At 68.2% G+C, this 18,634-nt stretch carries 16 protein-coding genes; 9 read left to right on the top strand and 7 right to left on the bottom strand.

The window, feature by feature from the left end; genetic code table 11:
* Nucleotides 1-2: 2 nt before the first annotated feature.
* On the bottom strand, nucleotides 3-1,619 hold the full coding sequence (locus ACUZ2Y_RS25275; protein ID WP_476323299.1) for an acyl-CoA synthetase: 1,617 nt from the start codon (nucleotides 1,617-1,619) through the stop codon (nucleotides 3-5).
* Between the two features lie 59 nt (nucleotides 1,620-1,678).
* Here ACUZ2Y_RS25275 and ACUZ2Y_RS25270 point away from each other — a divergent pair, with 59 nt between their 5' ends.
* Complete coding sequence (locus ACUZ2Y_RS25270) at nucleotides 1,679-2,473, top strand: crotonase/enoyl-CoA hydratase family protein (protein WP_476323296.1); 795 nt, start codon at nucleotides 1,679-1,681, stop codon at nucleotides 2,471-2,473.
* 637 nt (nucleotides 2,474-3,110) lie between these two features.
* Here the strand turns inward: ACUZ2Y_RS25270 and ACUZ2Y_RS25265 are convergent.
* The 3 genes from ACUZ2Y_RS25265 to ACUZ2Y_RS25255 all read right to left on the bottom strand — a co-directional run bounded on the left by ACUZ2Y_RS25265 (nucleotide 3,111) and on the right by ACUZ2Y_RS25255 (nucleotide 7,411).
* Entirely contained in the window at nucleotides 3,111-4,700 is a 1,590-nt protein-coding gene (locus tag ACUZ2Y_RS25265; RefSeq protein WP_476323293.1) for a proprotein convertase P-domain-containing protein, read from the bottom strand.
* 101 nt (nucleotides 4,701-4,801) lie between these two features.
* Nucleotides 4,802-6,352 (bottom strand): acyl-CoA synthetase, encoded by a 1,551-nt coding sequence (locus ACUZ2Y_RS25260; protein WP_476323290.1) that lies wholly within the window; start codon nucleotides 6,350-6,352, stop codon nucleotides 4,802-4,804.
* A 21-nt stretch (nucleotides 6,353-6,373) separates the two neighbouring features.
* On the bottom strand, nucleotides 6,374-7,411 hold the full coding sequence (locus tag ACUZ2Y_RS25255) for an LLM class F420-dependent oxidoreductase (RefSeq protein WP_476323287.1): 1,038 nt from the start codon (nucleotides 7,409-7,411) through the stop codon (nucleotides 6,374-6,376).
* Nucleotides 7,412-7,455: 44 nt separating this feature from the next.
* On the opposite strand from ACUZ2Y_RS25255, the gene ACUZ2Y_RS25250 reads away from it, so the two are divergent.
* From ACUZ2Y_RS25250 to ACUZ2Y_RS25240, 3 genes are read left to right on the top strand one after another with little or no spacing between them, the layout of a single operon-like run.
* Nucleotides 7,456-8,505 (top strand): Zn-ribbon domain-containing OB-fold protein, encoded by a 1,050-nt coding sequence (locus ACUZ2Y_RS25250; RefSeq protein ID WP_476323284.1) that lies wholly within the window; start codon nucleotides 7,456-7,458, stop codon nucleotides 8,503-8,505.
* Nucleotides 8,502-9,518 carry a thiolase domain-containing protein gene (locus tag ACUZ2Y_RS25245; RefSeq protein WP_476323281.1) on the top strand — a complete coding sequence of 339 codons (1,017 nt, stop codon included), beginning with the start codon at nucleotides 8,502-8,504 and terminating at the stop codon, nucleotides 9,516-9,518. Before ACUZ2Y_RS25250 ends, ACUZ2Y_RS25245 begins: the two co-directional genes overlap by 4 nt.
* Nucleotides 9,515-10,663 (top strand): thiolase domain-containing protein, encoded by a 1,149-nt coding sequence (locus ACUZ2Y_RS25240; protein WP_476323278.1) that lies wholly within the window; start codon nucleotides 9,515-9,517, stop codon nucleotides 10,661-10,663. Before ACUZ2Y_RS25245 ends, ACUZ2Y_RS25240 begins: the two co-directional genes overlap by 4 nt.
* A gap of 32 nt (nucleotides 10,664-10,695) precedes the next feature.
* Here the strand turns inward: ACUZ2Y_RS25240 and ACUZ2Y_RS25235 are convergent, their stop codons facing one another.
* Nucleotides 10,696-11,928, bottom strand: a complete 1,233-nt coding sequence (locus ACUZ2Y_RS25235) for a cytochrome P450 (RefSeq protein WP_476323276.1) — start codon at nucleotides 11,926-11,928, stop codon at nucleotides 10,696-10,698.
* Nucleotides 11,929-12,071: 143 nt separating this feature from the next.
* On the opposite strand from ACUZ2Y_RS25235, the gene ACUZ2Y_RS25230 reads away from it, so the two are divergent.
* Nucleotides 12,072-13,184 (top strand): steroid 3-ketoacyl-CoA thiolase, encoded by a 1,113-nt coding sequence (locus ACUZ2Y_RS25230; protein ID WP_476323273.1) that lies wholly within the window; start codon nucleotides 12,072-12,074, stop codon nucleotides 13,182-13,184.
* 152 nt (nucleotides 13,185-13,336) lie between these two features.
* On the opposite strand, the gene ACUZ2Y_RS25225 is transcribed toward ACUZ2Y_RS25230, so the two are convergent.
* Nucleotides 13,337-14,239: an SDR family oxidoreductase gene (locus ACUZ2Y_RS25225; protein ID WP_476323270.1), complete on the bottom strand. Its 903-nt coding sequence runs from the start codon at nucleotides 14,237-14,239 to the stop codon at nucleotides 13,337-13,339.
* Nucleotides 14,239-14,988, bottom strand: a complete 750-nt coding sequence (locus ACUZ2Y_RS25220; RefSeq protein ID WP_476323267.1) for an SDR family oxidoreductase — start codon at nucleotides 14,986-14,988, stop codon at nucleotides 14,239-14,241. The genes ACUZ2Y_RS25225 and ACUZ2Y_RS25220 overlap by 1 nt, the downstream gene beginning before the upstream one ends.
* Nucleotides 14,989-15,066: 78 nt before the next feature.
* Here ACUZ2Y_RS25220 and ACUZ2Y_RS25215 point away from each other — a divergent pair, with 78 nt between their 5' ends.
* The 4 genes from ACUZ2Y_RS25215 to ACUZ2Y_RS25200 all read left to right on the top strand — a co-directional run bounded on the left by ACUZ2Y_RS25215 (nucleotide 15,067) and on the right by ACUZ2Y_RS25200 (nucleotide 18,623).
* Nucleotides 15,067-15,822: an enoyl-CoA hydratase family protein gene (locus ACUZ2Y_RS25215; RefSeq protein WP_476323264.1), complete on the top strand. Its 756-nt coding sequence runs from the start codon at nucleotides 15,067-15,069 to the stop codon at nucleotides 15,820-15,822.
* 11 nt (nucleotides 15,823-15,833) lie between these two features.
* Nucleotides 15,834-16,685, top strand: a complete 852-nt coding sequence (locus ACUZ2Y_RS25210) for a CoA transferase subunit A (protein ID WP_476332064.1) — start codon at nucleotides 15,834-15,836, stop codon at nucleotides 16,683-16,685.
* Nucleotides 16,682-17,440 (top strand): CoA-transferase subunit beta, encoded by a 759-nt coding sequence (locus tag ACUZ2Y_RS25205; protein WP_476323261.1) that lies wholly within the window; start codon nucleotides 16,682-16,684, stop codon nucleotides 17,438-17,440. Before ACUZ2Y_RS25210 ends, ACUZ2Y_RS25205 begins: the two co-directional genes overlap by 4 nt.
* 130 nt (nucleotides 17,441-17,570) lie before the next feature.
* Nucleotides 17,571-18,623, top strand: a complete 1,053-nt coding sequence (locus ACUZ2Y_RS25200) for an NAD(P)H-dependent flavin oxidoreductase (RefSeq protein WP_476323259.1) — start codon at nucleotides 17,571-17,573, stop codon at nucleotides 18,621-18,623.
* Nucleotides 18,624-18,634: the final 11 nt, after the last annotated feature.

Raw genomic sequence — 18,634 nt, 5'->3', positions numbered from 1 at the left:
CCTCAGGTGCGGGCGGGCGCGGCGGCCCAGGTCGGGTCGTGCTCGGCCGCGTGCGCCTTGGCCCACCGGTAGTCCGGTTTGCCGCTGGCCAGTCGACCGACCTCATCGACGATCCACATACTCCGCGGGGCCTTGTAGCCTGCCAGCTCGTGGTGCATGTGGGCGCTGATCGCCTCGAAGTCGGGTTCGGCGCCCGGCCGGACCTGCACGACGGCGGCGACCCGCTGCCCCAGCCGGTCGTCGGAGACGCCGATGACCAGCGCGTCGAAGACGTCCGGGTACGCCTTGAGCGCGCCCTCGACCTCCTCGGGGAAGACCTTCTCGCCGCCGGTGTTGACGCACATGTTGCCGCGGCCGAGGAGGGTGACGGTGTCGTCGTCCTCGAGCCGGGCGTAGTCGCCGGGCACGACGTAGCGCTTGCCGTCGATCTCGACGAAGATCGTCGCGCTCTTCTCGGGGTCCTTGTAGTAGCCAAGCGGGACGTGTCCGCCGCGGGCGAGGCGGCCGGTCTCCCCCGGCTTGACCGGCTGGTTGTCCTCGTCGATGACCAGCACGTTCGGACCTCGGCGCACCCGGGGGCCGCCGGTGGAGGGCTCGGCGCCCTTGACGACCATGCCGATCCCGTTGAAGCCGGATTCCGAGGAGCCGATGGCGTCGGTGATCACCACGTTGGGCAGCGTCTCGATGTACTGCTGCTTGACCGATGCGGAGAACAGCGCGGCGTGGCTGGAGATCGCGAGCAGCGAGGAGGCGTCGTAGTCGCCCTCGTGGAAGGCCTCGATGACCGGGCGGGCCATGGCGTCGCCGACCAGAGTCACGACCCGGACCTGGTGGCGCGTGATCGCCTTCCACACTTCGTGCGCGTCGAAGGTCGGAAGCAGCACCACGGTGTCGCCCGCGAACATCGCCGCGAGCGCGGCCCATTGCGCGGCGCCGTGGATCAGGGGTGCGCACGCGAGCCTGGTCAGCCCGCCGGTCACCTGCCCTTGGCGGGACTGGGCGAACTCGTCGGGCAGCGGTTCACCGGAGAGGAAGTCGATGCCGCCGCCGAGGACCCGCCAGACGTCCTCCTGGCGCCACATGACGCCCTTGGGGCTGCCGGTGGTGCCGCCGGTGTAGAGGATGTACAGGTCGTCGGGGCTGCGCTCCTCGAAGTCCCGCTCGGTCTTGCGACCGTCCATAGCGGACTCCAGGGCGACACCCGCGAAGTCGAGGTCGGTGTCGTCGTCGATCACGACCACCGTCTTGAGCTTGGGCATGTCGGGCAGCACGGCCGCCACCCGCTCGGCGTAGCGGCGCTCATGGACGAGGGCGACGAGGTCGGCGTTGTCGAACAAATATCGCAACTCGTTCTCGACGTACCGGTAGTTGACGTTCACCGGCACGGCCCGGAGCTTGTAGACCGCCACCATGGTCTCGATCGCCTCGATCGAGTTGCGTGCGTAGAGCCCGACGTGCGAGCCCTTGCCGACACCTTGTTCGGCCAGGTAATGGGCCAGTTGATTGGCCCGTGCGTCGAGCTCGGCGAAGGTCCTGGAGTGCTCGCCGCAGGCAACCGCGACCCGCTCCGGGAAGAGGTCCACCGCGTGCTCGAAAAGATCCGCGATTGTGAGCGCCATGGGCTTAAAGTAGAACGTGTTATCGTTCATGACAATCCCCTGTCGCCAGGAGGTTTCGGATGGACTCAGCGCAGCCGCACTGTCTGGTCGAACAACGAGGCCCGGTTCTGGTGGTGACGATGAACCGCCCAGAGGCCAGAAACGCCTTGTCCGGGCCCATGATGGCGATCATGCGGGAGGCGTGGGACCAGGTCGACAAGGACGATTCCGTCCGGGCCTGCATCCTGACCGGCGCGGGCGGTTCTTTCTGCGCAGGCGCCGACCTCAAGGCCATGACCAGCACCCACCCCGGCGACTCATTCTCCTCGGGCGGCTGGGACCTGTCGGTCATAGAGCCGCTACTGAAGGGCCGACGACTCACCAAACCCCTGATCGCGGCGGTCGAGGGACCGGCGATCGCGGGCGGGACTGAGATCCTTCAAGCCACAGACATCCGCATCGCAGGGGAAAGCGCCCGCTTCGGGGTCTCGGAGGCCCGGTGGGGTTTGTTCCCCCTGGGCGGCTCAGCGGTGCGGCTACCTCGCCAAATCCCGTACACGGTGGCGGCGGACCTGCTCCTCACCGGCAGGCACATCACGGCGACCGAGGCGCGTGACATCGGGCTCATCGGGCACGTGGTCCCGGACGGCCAGGCGTTGGACAAGGCCCTGGAGATCGCGGGACTGATCGCGGCGAACGGGCCTTTGGCGGTTCAGGCGATCTTGCGGACGATGCGGGAGACCGAGGGAATGCCGGAGAACGAGGCGTTCAAAGTGGACGCACGGCTGGGGGTGGAGGTATTCCTCAGCCAGGACGCAAAGGAAGGGCCCGGGGCTTTCGCCGAGAAACGCGTCCCCAACTTCCAGGGTCGCTAACTCAGTCCTTTCCAAGAGGGTGACTGCCCACCAACTGTCCGACGAACAACTCACACGGCCTGCTGAGCCCACGCCTGTGGGCAGTCGCCGCACTGCCACAACCATCACCGCCGTCGCGCTCACCACCGACGCGAACTGGGCCCGAATCAGCATTGCTCATCCATGCGCCCAGTTGTTCGGCCTGCCCAGCGGCTCGACCGTCGCGTCGGCCTGATGGCGAATCCCGCCATCAGCTCATCGGTGCTCGATGGCCGCGCTCCTGTCGCCGACGAGTGTTACGCGGATGCCGGATTCCCGCGAATTGAGGTGAACCGCGAGGTTGAGGCCGCGTGGACTGCCCGGAACTTCCCTGGTCGGTGGCCCCCGGTCGTAGCCGTCTGCTCCCACCCATCGGTGCCGATGTGCAGCCAGAACGACAGCTGTGCGGTCGTGCGCCCGGCCGGACTCAGACAACGGCATTCATCGTCACTGAACGTCGTCATGCGTTGCGCAGCGCCAGAGCACCCATCGAGACGATTGGGCGTGCCGCCCGGGCGGCCGCATGTGTGGCAGCCGGTCAAGGTTGACATGGGGTTTTGCAGGTGCCGTTCAGTCACCCACCCGGGGTTACCGGGTGGGTGACTGAACGGTCAGTTGCTTAGAACTGGACGCTCCAAGCGTCGATGTAGCCGGTGTCGTACGAGGCGACGTCCTGAACCTTGAGTTTCCAAGTTCCGTTCGCGACCTCCGTCGAAGCGTTCACCGTGTAGGTGGTGATCACGTTGTCCGCAGAGTCGTTGCTGGACGAGTTCTTCAGGCGGTACAGGGAACCGTCCGGGGCCACCAGGTCGATGACCAGGTCGCCGCGCCAGGTGTGCTTGATGTCGACGTTCACCTTCAGCGTCGACGGGGCGTTGCCCGCCTGGCCGGTCACGGTGACGTCGCTGGTGACCGCGGCACCGTTGTCCGGAATGTTGACGTTGTTGGTGTTCTCGAACTTGCCACCCGTGGGCGGGGGTTCGGTGCCGCCGCCGTTGTCGATGAGGTCCTTGACCTCCGGGTAGATCAGCTCGATCCGGGTGCCCTCGTTGAGGCAGCCGCCCAGGTGGTGCAGGGCGATCACCTTGTGCGAGGACGCCGCGAGCACCGGGGAACCGGACGATCCTCCGGTGGTGTCGCAGTAGTAGCCCATGTTGATCGAGTCACTGCGGGGGTTGTCGACGTCGCAGGTGGCGCCGCCCTGAGTGTCCTCGTAGACGGACAGCTCGTTCGGGTCGCCGCTGCCGTGGCCGGTGATGTAGATGCGCTCGTTCTGCACGGGCGCGCGGACATCCAGCAGCAGGTATCCGAAGGACTCGATGCTCGCGAAGTTGTTCACCGAGAACAGCGTGTAGTCCAGGCTTGCGCTGGTCTTCAGGAATTGCGCGCCCGTCACCTTGACCGCGGGCTTCGGGTTGTTCCCACCGCAGGTCGCGCACGCGTAGTCGAACCAGATCTCCATGGACGCCATTTCGGTGGCGCTGGCGATGCAGTGGTTGTTGGTGAACAACCGGTTGGTCGCGCCGACACGCCACGCAGTGCAGTGGGAGGCGCCGTTCTTCAAGATCTTCGCGACCGAGCGGGACTTCGCGTACTCGGTGGGGTGGCTCTGCTGGTAGCAGACGGCGTCCTTGCGGGCGTCTGTGCCGCACACCGACAGGATGCCGGAGTCACGCTGCAGCTGCTCCTCATCGGTGAAGCCGCGGGTGTACTTGTCGACGACCAGCCCGGTGTCCGAAGTGGACGGCTTGCCGCCCGCCCGGTGCAGCGTCACCACAGCGGTGTCGCCGGTGATCGACAACGCCCAGAAACCGTCGCCCTGTTTGGTGTGAAGCGAGTCGGTGGCGGCGGACTCGGCCCTCGTCGGGTCGCCGCTGTAGGTGTGGACCTCGGTGCCCGCCGGGTTGGCCACGGTGACCCGGTCGCCATCGGCCAACGCGAGTGACGCGAAGTGCACCTTGATGTAGGCCGAACCCGGCCTGCTGATCACCTGCCGCGCGGAGCGCGCGGCATAACCGATGCGGATATCGGCCGCGTGTTCCTCGCCGACCTGCTGAACCTGCTGGACGCCCTCAGTCACAGCGGGTCGCACGTCGTCCGGTGCGGCCACGGCCGAACCACTGGTTCCCAGGACGGAACCGGCGGCCAGCGCCACGGCCAAGGTGAGGAACAGACGCTTGCGCCTGTCGGATTTTGGTTGGAGTGTCATCGCAGGGGAAACTCCTCTCGTGTCGCGATCGCGACACGAGAAGGATTACTGCCAGGGAACCGGGACGACACCCCCATTCCGCCGTTGCCATTCCCAGTTGCTCAGATCATGGTTTCATTACCGGTCCAGTAGGGGTCGCGAAGTCGCCGCTTGTAGAGCTTTCCGTTGGGGTCGCGCGGAAGTTCGGCGAGATAGTCGATCGTGCGCGGCAATTTGAACTTCGCAAGTCGACCCGCGGCGAAGGCGAGGATGTCCTCGGTGAGCTCGTCGGATCCGGTCACACCGTCGACCGGCTGAACCACCGCCTTGATCTCCTCACCCCAGTCCGGGTGCGGGATGCCGAAGACCGCGACGTCGGCGACCTTGGGGTGACACGAGATCTCGCCCTCGATCTCGGCCGGATACACATTGACGCCGCCGGTGATGATCATGTCGCTCTTGCGGTCGCACAAGAACAAGTAGCCGTCATCATCGAGATAACCGATGTCCCCAAGGGTGAACATCTCCCCGATCCGCGCCGCCCGCGTCTTGGCCGCGTCGCCGTGGTACTCGAAAGTCGAGGTGCCCATTCGCATGTAGACGAGCCCGGGCGTGCCGGTCAGCGCCTCGGCACCGTCGTCATCGAAGATCTTCACCGTCGAGCCGGGCCACGGGAGGCCGACGGATCCGGGTTTGCGCAGCCATTCCTCAGCCATGATGGTGGTGCCGCCGCCCTCGGTCGCGGCGTAGTACTCGACCACGACCGGCCCCCACCAGTCGAGCATCCGCCGTTTGACCTCGACCGGACACGGCGCGGCGCCATGGATCATCACGCGCAGCGAGGAGAGGTCGTATTTCGACCGAATGTCGTCCGGGAGCGCGAGCAACCGGTGGAACTGGGTGGGAACCATGTGGCTGTGCGTGACCCGGTACCGCTCGATCAGCCGCAGCATCTCCTCTGGCACCCAGCGGTCCATCAGCACCACCGAGTGTCCCAATTGGAGGGACGTGACCACGAAGTTGATGACCGCTGTGTGATACAGCGGCGACCCGCAGAGGTGCACGTGGTGGTGGAAGGCCTTGAGCCCGAAGATGCCGAAGAACCACGACGCCGCCGGTGGCACGTCGTCCGGGTCGGTCCCGGAGAGCGGGCGGCGCACGCCCTTCGGCCTGCCGGTCGTGCCCGAGGTGTAGAGCATGGGCGAGCCCTGGGTGCGGACATCCGGGCGGCCGGGGGGTTCATCGGCGCCAAGCCGGTCCAGCGGTCGGAACCCGGCGACCTCGCCCACCGCGAACCGCGCCTGCGCGGGAAGTCCGCTGCGCGCGGCGGCATCCGCGGCGGTCTCGCCGAACCGGGCGTCGGCGATGAACGCCTTCGCGCCGCTGTCGTCGATCAGGTACGCGACCTCGGCGCCCACCAGGTGCCAGTTCGCCATGACGACGTAGAGCCCGGTCTGCATGGCGGCGAAGTACACCGCGAGCAGGTCGGCGCCGTTGGGCAGCATCAGGACCACACTGTCACCCGGGCGCAGGCCCATGGCCCGCAGACCTCTGCCGTAGCGGTCGGCCGCGGCGGTCAGCTCGCCGTAGGTGATCTCACGGCCGTCCGGGCAGACGACCGCGAGACCGTCGGGGGTGTCTCCGGCGATGTTCCACAGACCGATCGAGCGCATCCACCCAATCTAGAACGTGTTTCAACCGTCGACAAGGCCGGCGAGCGTCTCAATCTCGGCTGTCGACCCGCAGCCGACGACGAGCATCGTCACGCCCGCCTTCGCCCACTGGCCGATCCGGGTGCGCACCTCCTCGGCGGTCCCGATGATCGCGATGTCGTCGACCAGCTCATCCGGGATGGCGTCGGCGGCCTCGTCGCGGCGACCCGCCCGGAACCGCTCGCCGACCTCGTCGACCACGGCGTCGTACCCCATGCGCCGGAACAGCGTGGCGTGGAAGTTGAGCTCGGGCGCGCCCATGCCGCCGACGTAGAGGGCGAGGATCGGCTTGATCCCCGCGTAGGCGGCGGGCGGGTCGTCGGTGACTATCACCTGCGCGCCCGCCGCCACCTCGAAGTCCGCCCTGGAACGCCGTGCGCCGGGGGTCGCGAACCCCTCGTCGAGCCAGGAGTTGTACTGGTCGGCCATGCGCAGCGAGAAGTACACCGCGAGCCAGCCGTCGGCGATCTCGGCGGCGAGTGCGACGTTCTTCGGGCCTTCGGCGCCGAGCCAAATGGGCAGATCAGCCCTTAGAGGATGAGTAATGGGACGCAGCGGCTTGCCGAGGCCGGTGGCGCCCGCGCCGGTGTAGGGCAGCGGGTAGTGCGGCCCGCCGCTGACGACCGGCGCTTCCCGGGCCAAGACGCGGCGGATGATGTCGACGTACTCGCGGGTGCGGGCCAGCGGGCGGGCGAACGGCTGCCCGTACCAGCCCTCGACCACCTGCGGCCCGGAGACGCCGAGGCCGAGGATGGCCCGGCCGCCGCTGAGGTGGTCCAGGGTCAGGGCGTGCATGGCGCACGACGTGGGTGTACGCGCCGAGAGCTGGGCGACCGATGTGCCCAGCCGGACGCGACTGGTCGACGAGCCCCACCACGCCAGCGGGGTGAACGCGTCCGACCCCCACGATTCGGCGGCGAACACCGCGTCGAACCCGTGTCGGTCCGCGGCGGCCACGAGCTCACCCGCGTTGCCGGGCGGCTGCGCGCCCCAGTAGCCGAGCTGAAGTCCGAGCTTCATCCTGGCACCTCCTTGCGCGCAATCTTAGAACGTGTTCCACTCGAATGGTGACGGTGCCACTGAGCGCCCCGCTGCGTGTGGGGTTCGACTACACCCGGTCTCTCGGGCCGGTGCTGGGCCACTTCATGACCGAACTCCGCTCCCGACGGGTCGTGGGTGTCCGCGGGTCCGACGGTCGGGTGCACGTTCCCCCGGTCGAGTACGACCCGGTCACGGCCGCCCCACTGAGCGAGTTCGTCGAGGTGGCGGCCGAGGGAACGGTCGTGACGTGGTCCTGGATGCCGAAACCACTTGCGGGACAACCGTTCGACCGCCCATTCGCCTGGGCCATGGTCCGCCTCGACGGCGCGGACACACCCCTGCTGCACGCCGTCGACGTGCCCCAGCCTTCGGCGATGTCGACCGGCATGCGCGTCCGCATCCGCTGGGCGGCGGACCCGGTCGGCGGAATCGCGGATATAGCATGCTTCGAGCCCGCCGACCACCCGCACCCCACGACTTATCCACATATCGCCGAACCATCCACAACACCAGCGCACCCCTCCCCCCAGCCCGTCAGCACCGATAGACTGGCCAGGGGCCGTCCCCCCGGAGAGGGTGGGGGCCGCGCTGGGGACGTGACGATGGTGACGACGCCCATCCACCTCGATGTGGTGCACTCGGTCTCCCCTCAGGAAAGCAAGTACCTGCGTGCGCTCGCCCACGGGAAGCTCCTGGGCCAGCGGTGCCCCAAGTGCCACAAGGTCTACATCCCCCCACGCGGCGCCTGCCCGGTCGACGGAGTGCCCACGACCGACGAGGTCGAGCTGCCCGATATCGGGACCGTGACAACATTCTGCGTAGTCAACGTGCCGTTCCTGGGCCAGCGGATCAAACCTCCCTACGTCGCCGCTTACGTGCTGCTCGACGGCGCCGACATCGCGTTCCTGCACCTCGTCCTCGGCTGCGCGGCCGACGAGGTGCGGATGGGTATGCGGGTGCGCGCGGTGTGGAAACCGGCTGAGGACTGGGGAACGACGTTGGAGAACATCGACCACTTCGCGCCGACCGGCGAGCCGGACGCGCCCTACGAGACCTACGAGGGCCACCTATGAGCACCGAGGTGGCCGTCGTCGGCTTCGCCCAAGCCCCCCATGTCCGCGCCACCGAGGGCACGACCAACGGTGTCGAGATGCTCGTGCCGGTGTTCGCCGACCTGTTCGCCGAGACCGGTCTGACCAAGGAGGACATCGGCTTCTGGTGTTCCGGGTCGTCGGATTACCTTGCCGCGCGGGCGTTTTCCTTCATCGCCGCGGTCGACGCGATCGGGGCGTTCCCGCCGATCAACGAGTCGCACGTCGAGATGGACGGCGCCTGGGCGCTGTATGAGGCGTGGCTGAAGATCCGGACCGGCGAGGTGGACACAGCACTGGTGTACGGGTTCGGCAAGTCGTCGGCGGGAAACCTTCGCCGCACCTTGGCTTTACAGCTCGACCCGTACACGGTCGCTCCACTGTGGCCGGACTCGGTCAGCATCGCCGCCATGCAGGCCCGGCTCGGCATCGACGCCGGGCTGTGGTCCGAGCTGGCCATGGCTGAGGTCGCCGCACGGTCCAACGGCGGTGACGCGGTCGACCTGCTGGGCCAGCCGTACATCGCCGACCCGTTGCGCCGCCACGACTGCGCGCCGATCACCGACGGCGCGTCCGCGGTGATCCTCGCCTCCGGTGAGCGGGCCCGCGAGCTGCGGGAACAACCGGCCTGGATCACCGGCATCGAGCACCGGATCGACTCCGGCAGCCTCGGTGCGCGTGACCTCACCACCTCACCGTCCACTGTGGCCTCCGCGAAAGCCGCGGGTGTCGACGGTGTCGAGGCGGCGGAGCTGCACGCGCCCTTCACCCATCAGGAAATCCTGCTGCGCCAGGCCATCGGGCTCGGTGGCGACGTGTCGGTCAACCCGTCCGGCGGGCCGCTGGCGGGCAACCCGATGTTCGCCGCGGGCCTGTCCCGGATCGGTGAGGCGGCCCGGCTGGTGTTCGACGGACTGTACGGCCGGGTCCTCGCTCACGCGACCAGCGGCCCAGCCCTGCAACAGAACCTTGTCTGCGTCATGGAGGCCCGATGAAGCAGCCCGCGGCCGTGCTCGGCGTCGGCCAGACCCACCACCGGGCCAAGCGGCTCGACGTGTCGATGGCCGGGATGTGCCGGGAGGCGATCGACCGCGCGATGGCCGACGCCGGGGTCGACTGGGACGGGATCGACGCGGTGGTCGTCGGCAAGGCGCCCGACCTGTTCGAGGGCGTGATGATGCCCGAGCTATTCCTCGCCGACGCCCTCGGCGCAGTGGGAAAGCCGTTGCTGCGCGTGCACACCGCGGGCTCGGTCGGCGGCTCGACCGCGAACGTCGCCGCGAGCCTGATCCACTCCGGCGTGCACCGCCGGGTGCTGGCCGTCGCGTTCGAGAAGCAGTCGGAGTCGAACGCCATGTGGGCGCTGTCGATCGCGCCGCCGTTCTCGATGCCGGTGGGCGCCGGGGCGGGCGGCTACTTCGCCCCGCACGTCCGCTCCTACATCCGCCGATCCGGTGCCCCCGAGCACATCGGCTCGCTGGTCGCGGTGAAGGACCGGCACAACGGCGCCCGCAACCCCTACGCGCACCTGCGCCAGCCGGACATCACCCTGGAGTCGGTGCGGGCGTCGACGATGCTGTGGGACCCGATCCGCTACGACGAGACGTGCCCGTCGTCCGACGGCGCCTGCGCCATCGTGCTGGGCGACAGTTCCGCGGCACACAAGGATTCCGCCTGGATCCAGGCCACCGCCATGCGCACCGAGCCCACCACCTTCGCGGGCCGCGACCAGGTCAACCCGCGGGCGGGCCGCGACGCCGCGCACGCGCTGTGGCGTGAGGCCGGGATCACCGACCCGCTCCAGGAGATCGACGCCGCCGAGATCTACGTGCCGTTCTCCTGGTTCGAGCCGATGTGGCTGGAGAACCTCGGCTTCGCCGCACAAGGCCAGGGGTGGAAGCTCACCGAGTCGGGTGCGACCGCGATGGACGGGCAGCTCCCGGTGAACGCCTCGGGCGGCGTGCTGTCGTCCAACCCGATCGGTGCCTCCGGCATGCTGCGCTTCGCCGAGGCCGCGCTGCAGGTCATGGGCCGCGCGGGCGACCACCAGGTCGACGGGGTCCGCCGCGCCCTGGGCCACGCCTACGGCGGCGGGTCACAGTACTTCTCGATGTGGGTCGTGGGCAACGAAAAGCCGTGACCGCGGGAGATGCGGTCACGGCTTCGTCGGGATCACTTGTATGCGACCTGGAATTCCTTGATGCCGTTGAGCCAGCCCGACCGCAGCCTGCGCGGCTCCCCCACCTTGCGGATGTCGGGCATGTGGTCGGCGATCGCGTTGAACATCAGGTCGATCTCCATGCGCGCCAGATTCGCGCCGACGCAGAAGTGCGCTCCCGTGCCGCCGAAACCCAAGTGCGGGTTGGGATCGCGGGTGATGTCGAACTTCTCCGGTGCGTCGAACACCTCGGAGTCGTAGTTTGCCGAGCTGTAGAACAGGCCGACCCGCTGGCCCTTCTTGATCTCCACACCGCCCAGCTCGGTGTCCTGCGTCGCCGTGCGCTGGAAGGACACCACCGGGGTGGACCAGCGGACGATCTCATCGGCGGTGGTCGAAGGGCGCTCCGCCTTGTAGAGCTCCCACTGCTCCGGGTTCTCCAGGAACGCGTGCATGCCGTGGGTGATGGCGTTGCGGGTGGTCTCGTTGCCCGCGACCGCGAGCAGCAGGACGAAGAAGCCGAACTCGTCGGACCCCAGGTTGCCGCCGTCGACGTTGGCGTTGACCAGTTTGGTGACGATGTCGTCTGCCGGGCAGCGCTTGCGCTCCTCGGCCAGGTTCCAGGAGTAGCCGAGCAGCTCCATCGAGGCGGCCTCGGGCTCCACCGAGTACTCGGGGTCGTCGTAGGCGATCATCTGGTTGGACCAGTCGAACACCTTGTGCCGGTCGTCCTGCGGGATGCCCAACAGCTCCGCGATCGCCTGCAAGGGCAGCTCGCACGCGACATCGGTGACGAAGTCGCCGGTTCCGGTCTCCTTGGCGGCGTGCACGATCCGCGCGGCGCGGCACGCGAGGGCGTCCTTGAGGCTGTTGACCGCCTTCGGCGTGAACCCGCGGGAGACGATGCCGCGCAGCTTGGTGTGGTGCGGCGGGTCGATGTTGATCAGGATGTTGCGCTGCAGGTCGATCTTCTCGCGCTCCATGTCCGGCCCGAACCGGATGATCGCGGTGTTCTCCCAGGTCGAGTAGAGCTCGCTGTTGCGCGAGACCTCCTTGACGTCGGCGTGCCTGCTGACCACCCAGTAGCCGTCGTCGCCGAACCCGGCCGCGTTGTGCGGCTGGGCGTTCCACCACACCCCCGAGGTGCGCCTCAGCTCTGCGAACTCCTCGACCGGCACGCGCTGGGCGTAGAGGTCGGGGTCGGTGAAGTCGAAGCCCTCGGGAATCTCAGCCACGGCTACCTCCATGCTGGAACAGGTTCTATATTCGATTTGAGCATACGGTGTTAACTTTTGGAACCCCAGCAGCAAGATTGATCTTCGGTCGATCTTGCCTCGTTCGATAACGTGTTCTAGTTTATCGGCGGAAGCCGAGTGGATGGAGTGCGGTCGTGGGCAATCCCGTCATCGTCGAGGCCGTGCGAACCCCCATCGGCAAGCGCAACGGCGCCCTGTCCCACCTCCACGCCGCGGAAATACTGGGTGCCGCCCAGCGTGGCCTGGTCGACCGCGCGGGCATCGACCCGGCGCTCGTCGAGCAGGTCATCGGCGGCTGCGTGACCCAGGCGGGCGAGCAGTCGAACAACGTCACCCGAACGGCCTGGCTGCACGCGGGCCTGCCGCACACCACCGGCTGCATGACGGTCGACTGCCAGTGCGGCTCGGCGCAGCAGTCGACCCACCTCGTAGCCGGCCTCATCGCCATCGGCGCGATCGACACGGGAATCGCTTGCGGCATCGAAGCGATGAGCCGCGTCCCCTTGCGCGCGAACGTCGGTGACTCGTCCCCACGGCCGGAATCGTGGTCGATCGACCTGCCCAACCAGTACGTCGCGGCGGACCGGATCGCCGCCAACCGGGGAATCACCCGGTCCGATGTGGACAATTTCGGTGTCCGCTCACAAGCGCTGGCCAAGCGCGCCTGGGACGAGGGTCGCTATGACCGCGAGATCATCCCGGTCGGCGACGTCACCCGAGACGGTGGGCTGCGGGACACGACGATTGAAGGTCTGGCCGGGCTGAAGCCGGTGCTGGAAGGCGGTTTGCACACCGCTGGAACGTCGTCGCAGATATCGGACGGCGCCTCCGCGGTCCTGGTGATGGACCTCGAACGGGCCCGGTCGCTGGGTTTGCGACCGCGGGCCCGGATCGTCGCCCAATGCCTGGTGGGAGCGGAGCCGTACTACCACCTCGACGGCCCGGTCCAGGCCACCGAGCGGGTGCTGGAGCGCAGCGGGATGAAGATGGGCGACCTGGACTTGTTCGAGGTCAACGAGGCTTTCGCGTCGGTCGTGCTGTCGTGGGCGCGGGTGCACAACCCGGACATGGACAAGGTCAACGTCAACGGCGGCGCCATCGCCCTGGGCCACCCGGTCGGCAGCACCGGCACCCGCCTGATCACCACAGCCCTGCACGAACTCGAACGCCGTGACGGTTCCACCGCCCTGATCTCAATGTGTGCGGGCGGCGCCCTTGCCACCGGCACCATCATCGAACGCCTCTAAACCCGCGAGTCGCCCCTCCCGGCGAATGAGTCGCCCCTTCCGGCGAATGAGTTCACCGTCCAGGTTGCGATGTCAACGGATTCGAGGTTCGCGAAGGGTGAACTCGGTTGCCGGAAGGGGCGACTCGTTCGCCTGGAGGGGCGACTCGCGGGTCAGGCGCCGTAGACGGGGGTGGGTGGGGCCGACTTGTCGAGCAAGTCCGCGATCACCGGGCCCAGTTCCGCGGGGGTCCAGCGAGCGCCCTTGTCCACCGAAGGACCGTGGCGCCAGCCGTCGGCGAGGGAGACCTTGCCGCCCTCCACCTCGAAGACCTTGCCGGTCACACCGGCGGATTCGGTGCTGCCCAGCCACACCACCAGCGGCGAGATGTTCTCCGGCGCCATGGCGTCGAATCCCGATTCCGGTGCGGCCATGGACTCGGCGAAGGCCGTCTCCGTCATCCTCGTGCGGGCGGCTGGGGCGATCGCGTTGACCGTGACCCCATAACGGCCGAACTCCGCCGCGGCCACCAACGTCAGCCCCGCGATTCCAGCTTTGGCCGCCGAGTAGTTCCCCTGCCCGACACTGCCGAGCAAACCAGCACCCGAACTCGTGTTGATGATCCGCGCGTCCACCGGCGAGCCTGCTTTGCTCTGGCCGCGCCAGTACTCAGCCGCGTGGCGCATCGGGGCGAAGTGGCCCTTGAGGTGCACGCGAATCACCGCGTCCCACTCGGCTTCGCTCAGGTTGACCAGCATGCGGTCACGCAGGAACCCCGCGTTGTTCACCAGGACATCCAGCCTGCCGAAAGCGTTCAACGCCGTGTTGATCAAATCGCCCGCGCCGGTCCAGTCGGCGACATCTGACGTGTCAGCAACGGCCTGGCCACCAAGCGCCTCGATCTCCGCGACCACCTGGGCCGCCGGGCCCGCCGACGCGGACGATCCGTCGAGAGCCGCGCCGAGGTCGTTGACGACCACCTTCGCGCCCTCAGCGGCGAAGGCCAGGGCGTGGGCGCGGCCGATCCCCCGCCCGGCGCCCGTGACCACGACGACCCGGTCCTGGCACAGCCCCATCAGTTCTCCCTGGTATCGCTCGCGGACAGGAAAGCGGGGACCTCGCCCCCGCCGTGCACCAGCAGCGTCGCCCCCGTGACGTAGGACGCCATCGGCGAGGCCAGGAACACCGCGCACGCGCCGATCTCGTCCGGCTCGGCGAGCCGTCCAATCGGGACGGTCGCGCCGACCGCGGCCACTCCGGCGTCGGTGCCGTAGTGCAGTTCGGCCATCTCGGTGCGCACCATGCCGACGGCCAAGGCGTTGACCCGCACGTCCGGCGCCCACTCGATCGCCAGGCTCGCGGTGAGATTGTTGAGGCCCGCCTTGGCCGCGCCGTAGGCGGCGGTGCCGGGCGAGGGGCGGGTTCCGCTGATGCTGCTCACCATGACGACCGATCCCGACCGCTCGGCCAGCAGCGGGTACGCGCGCTGGGCGACGATCAGCGGGGCCAGCAGGTTCAGTTCGACGACCTTCGAGTGGAACCGCGGGGACGCCTCGGCGGCTTTGGCGAACGGCGCGCCGCCCGCGTTGTTGACCACCGTGTCGAGCCGGCCATAGCGGCCGCGGACGGTCTCGATCAGGGCCTCGACCTGTTCGGCGTCGCGCACATCGCACTGGACGAACTCGCCGAGCGGGACGTCTGGGCGCGTTCGTCCGCAGGTCACGACGGTCGCGCCTGCCCTTTGGAACGACCGGGTGATGCCCGCGCCGACGCCGCGCTCGCCGCCGGTCACCAGCACCACCGAGTCCGGCAGGGACAAGCTCACGGGCGCCTCCTAGCCGTCGTCGTGATCCGCTGCTAACGTACCAAGCAATCGCTAGGTTTGGAAGGAGGCGGGCCCGCCATGGGCATCACGACCAGCCGCGGCGAAACAGGTGGCACAGGCATCACAGTGGTCACCGTCGACTTCCCGCCGGTCAACGCGATCCCCGTGCGGGGGTGGTTCGATCTGGCCGACGCGGTGACCGCCGCGGGCCGGGACGAGTCGACGCACGTGGTGGTGTTGCGGGCCGAGGGGCGCGGATTCAACGCGGGCGTGGACATCAAGGAGATCCAGCGCGCGAACGGGTACGACGCGTTGGTCGGCGCGAACCGTGGCTGCTACGCGGCTTTCGCCGCGGTGTACGACTGCGCGGTGCCGGTGATCGCGGCGGTGCAGGGGTTCTGCCTCGGTGGCGGGATCGGTCTCGTCGGCAACGCCGATGTCGTCATCGCCAGCGAGGACGCGACTTTCGGACTGCCCGAAGTGGACCGAGGGGCGTTGGGTGCGGCGACCCACCTGGCGCGGCTCGTCCCGCAGCACCTGATGCGCACGTTGTATTTCACCGGCCGGTCGGTCGACGCGGCGACGTTGCTCCACTATGGATCAGTGTACGAGGTGGTTCCGCGCGCTTCGCTCGATTCGGCCGCTTTGACTCTGGCGAAGGAGATCGCGGCGAAAGACACCCGGGTCATCAGGCGGGCCAAGGAAGCGATCAACGGCATCGACCCGCAGCCGGTGCACCGAAGCTACCGCTTCGAGCAGGGCTTCACCTATGAGCTCAACCTGATCGGCGCGTCCGACCACGCCCGCCAGTCCTTTCTGGACGGCACGAGCTAGAGAGGAACATGGTGCGCGACAAGCGGATGACGGCCGACGAGGTGGTGGCCTGCCTGTCCGACGGCATGACCGTCGGGATCGGCGGCTGGGGCTCGCGGCGCAAGCCGATGGCGCTGGTGCGGGCCATCCTGCGGTCGAAGTTGAAGGACCTGACCGTCGTGTCCTACGGCGGGCCGGATGTCGGTCTGCTGTGCGCGTCGGGGCAGGTGCGCAAGGTCGTGTTCGGGTTCGTCTCGCTGGACACGATCGCCTATGACCCGTGGTTCAAGCACGCCAGGGAGAACGCGCGTGTCGAGGTCCGCGAACTGGATGAGGGAATGCTCCAGTGTGGACTCCGGGCGGCCGCGCACCGGTTGCCTTTCCTGCCGATCCGAGCGGGGCTTGGCTCCGATGTGCTGCGACTCGACCCGACGCTGCGCACCATCCGGTCGCCGTATGACGACGGCGAGGAACTGGTCGCGATTCCCGCGCTGCGGCTCGACGCGGCCTTGGTCCACCTCAACAGAGCTGATACCCACGGCAACGCGCAGTACCTCGGCCCCGACCCGTATTTCGACGACCTGTTCTGCCTGGCCGCAGAACGCCGGTATGTCTCGTGCGAACAGATCGTGGAGACAGCCGAGCTGACGGCCACGGCCCCAGTGCAAACGTTGCTGCTCAACCGAATGATGGTCGACGGCGTGGTGGAAACCCCACGTGGCGCGCATTTCACCAGCTGCGCCCCCGACTACGGACGCGACGAAGCCTTCCAGCGCTCCTACGCCCGGGCAGCGGCCGACCCGACGCTGTGGGCCGAGTTCGCCGACCGCTACTTGTCCGGCGACGAGGACGCCTACCAGGCCGAGGTCGGGGTGCCCGCATGAGGGCCGATATCTGCGCTGTCGCCTGCGCCGACCTGTTCCGCGGGGACGGCGAGATCCTGGCCAGCCCCATGGGAACCATGCCCACCCTGGGCGCCCGACTGGCCCGCTTGACCATCGCCGGTGACCTGCTCATCTCCGACGGCGAAGCCATGCTGTTCGCCGACACACCGGCGCTGGGCACACCCGGCCAGGTCGAGGGCTGGCTGCCGTACCGGGCGGTGTTCGACGTCTTGGCCTGGGGCCGCAGGCACGTCGTCATGGGCGCCAACCAGATCGACCGGTTCGGCAACCAGAACATCTCCTGCATCGGCGACCACGCCCAACCCCAACGCCAGCTGCTCGGCGTGCGCGGGGCCCCGGGCAACACGGCCAACCACCGAACCAGCTACTGGGTCCCGAAACACAGCCCACGGGTCTTCGTCGAACGAGTCGACATGGTTTCGGGAGTCGGCTATGACAAGGCGGCGGGCCCATTCCACGACATCCACCGGGTCGTGACGGACTTGGCCGTCCTCGACTTCGACACCCCGAATCGCACTATGCGGCTGGTGTCGGTACATCCGGGAGTGACGGTCGCCGAGGTGGAAGCGGCGACGGGGTTTGCTCTGTCCGTTGAGGATGTGATGGAGACCCGAATGCCCACGACCGAGGAACTGGCTCTGCTGCACACCCTCGACCCCAACAACTTGCGCGAGCGCGAGGTCCCCTCTCGCGAGCCCAATCCAACAGCGCAAAACCTCGCCCGAAGTTCTTGACCGAAAGCCCACGATCGCAGCCCCCACCCGTCCCGGGGGGACGTCCCTTGTCCAGTGTATCGGGGGCAGGGGCGGGGTGGGGGTTTGTGGATCTTCCTGTGGATAGCCGGAGGTAGGTGTGGATAACTCGATGGAGACGGCGTTCACGAGGTTGGTCGGGGTTCGGTATCCGGTGGTGCAGACCGGGATGGGGTGGGTGGCGGGCCCTCGGCTGGTCGGGGCCGTGGCGCAAGCCGGCGGGCTTGGGATTCTCGCCTCGGCGACCATGACCTTCGACGAGTTGGGCAAGGCGATCGCGGAAACCAAGGCCCGCACGGATAGGCCGTTCGGGGTCAATCTGCGGGCCGACGCGGTGGACGCCCCCGAGCGCGTGGATTTGCTGATCCGCGAAGGGGTCAAGGTCGCCTCGTTCGCGTTGGCGCCCAAGAAGGAGTTCATCGGCAAGCTCAAGGACCACGGGGTCGTCGTGATCCCCTCCGTCGGTGCCGCGCGGCATGCCGAGAAGGTGGCGGCCTGGGGTGCTGACGCCGTCATCGTGCAAGGCGGGGAAGGCGGTGGGCACACCGGTTCGGTGGCCACGACACTGCTCCTGCCGTCCGTTGTGGACAGTGTGGACATCCCGGTGGTCGCCGCCGGCGGGTTCTTCGACGGTCGCGGGCTGATGGCCGCCTTGTCCTACGGCGCGTCTGGGATCGCTATGGGGACGAGGTTCCTGCTCACGCGGGAGAGCACCGTGCCCGACGACGTGAAGCGCGCCTATCTTGAGCGCGGGCTCGACGGCACGGTCGTCAGCACCCGCGTGGACGGTATGCCGCATCGCGTGTTGCGCACCGAACTGGTGGACAAGCTCGAGAAGTCCGGCCGGATCCGGGGCCTGGCCGCCGCCGTCCGAAACGCCTTCCGGTTCCGCGCGCTGACGAACCTGAGCTGGTCGGCGATGGTCCGCGAGGGCCTGGCCATGCGCCACGGCAAGGAGTTGAGCTGGTCGCAGGTGATCATGGCCGCGAACACGCCGATGCTGCTCCGCTCGGGCCTGGTCGAGGGCAACACCGACGCGGGTGTGCTGGCCAGCGGCCAGGTCGTCGGCCTGCTCGACGATCTCCCCACCTGCGCGGACCTGATCGACGCGATCATGGCCCAGGCCCAGGAGACCGCCCAGCGACTGGCGAGACTCGTCCCCTAGGCAGGCGGGAG

Source organism: Actinokineospora sp. UV203 (assembly GCF_056323665.1).
Note: the sequence above shows the minus strand (reverse complement) of the source record. Positions and strands in the feature narration are given on the sequence as shown.

What these genes read in the sequence shown, in the direction of transcription:
- ACUZ2Y_RS25275 (WP_476323299.1), bottom strand. Translation starts at nt 1,619, where the DNA reads ATGGCGCTCACAATCGCGGATCTTTTCGAGCACGCGGTGGACCTCTTC.
- ACUZ2Y_RS25270 (WP_476323296.1), top strand. Translation starts at nt 1,679, where the DNA reads ATGGACTCAGCGCAGCCGCACTGTCTGGTCGAACAACGAGGCCCGGTT.
- ACUZ2Y_RS25265 (WP_476323293.1), bottom strand. Translation starts at nt 4,700, where the DNA reads ATGACACTCCAACCAAAATCCGACAGGCGCAAGCGTCTGTTCCTCACC.
- ACUZ2Y_RS25260 (WP_476323290.1), bottom strand. Translation starts at nt 6,352, where the DNA reads ATGCGCTCGATCGGTCTGTGGAACATCGCCGGAGACACCCCCGACGGT.
- ACUZ2Y_RS25255 (WP_476323287.1), bottom strand. Translation starts at nt 7,411, where the DNA reads ATGAAGCTCGGACTTCAGCTCGGCTACTGGGGCGCGCAGCCGCCCGGC.
- ACUZ2Y_RS25250 (WP_476323284.1), top strand. Translation starts at nt 7,456, where the DNA reads ATGGTGACGGTGCCACTGAGCGCCCCGCTGCGTGTGGGGTTCGACTAC.
- ACUZ2Y_RS25245 (WP_476323281.1), top strand. Translation starts at nt 8,502, where the DNA reads ATGAGCACCGAGGTGGCCGTCGTCGGCTTCGCCCAAGCCCCCCATGTC.
- ACUZ2Y_RS25240 (WP_476323278.1), top strand. Translation starts at nt 9,515, where the DNA reads ATGAAGCAGCCCGCGGCCGTGCTCGGCGTCGGCCAGACCCACCACCGG.
- ACUZ2Y_RS25235 (WP_476323276.1), bottom strand. Translation starts at nt 11,928, where the DNA reads ATGGAGGTAGCCGTGGCTGAGATTCCCGAGGGCTTCGACTTCACCGAC.
- ACUZ2Y_RS25225 (WP_476323270.1), bottom strand. Translation starts at nt 14,239, where the DNA reads ATGGGGCTGTGCCAGGACCGGGTCGTCGTGGTCACGGGCGCCGGGCGG.
- ACUZ2Y_RS25215 (WP_476323264.1), top strand. Translation starts at nt 15,067, where the DNA reads ATGGGCATCACGACCAGCCGCGGCGAAACAGGTGGCACAGGCATCACA.
- ACUZ2Y_RS25205 (WP_476323261.1), top strand. Translation starts at nt 16,682, where the DNA reads ATGAGGGCCGATATCTGCGCTGTCGCCTGCGCCGACCTGTTCCGCGGG.
- ACUZ2Y_RS25200 (WP_476323259.1), top strand. Translation starts at nt 17,571, where the DNA reads ATGGAGACGGCGTTCACGAGGTTGGTCGGGGTTCGGTATCCGGTGGTG.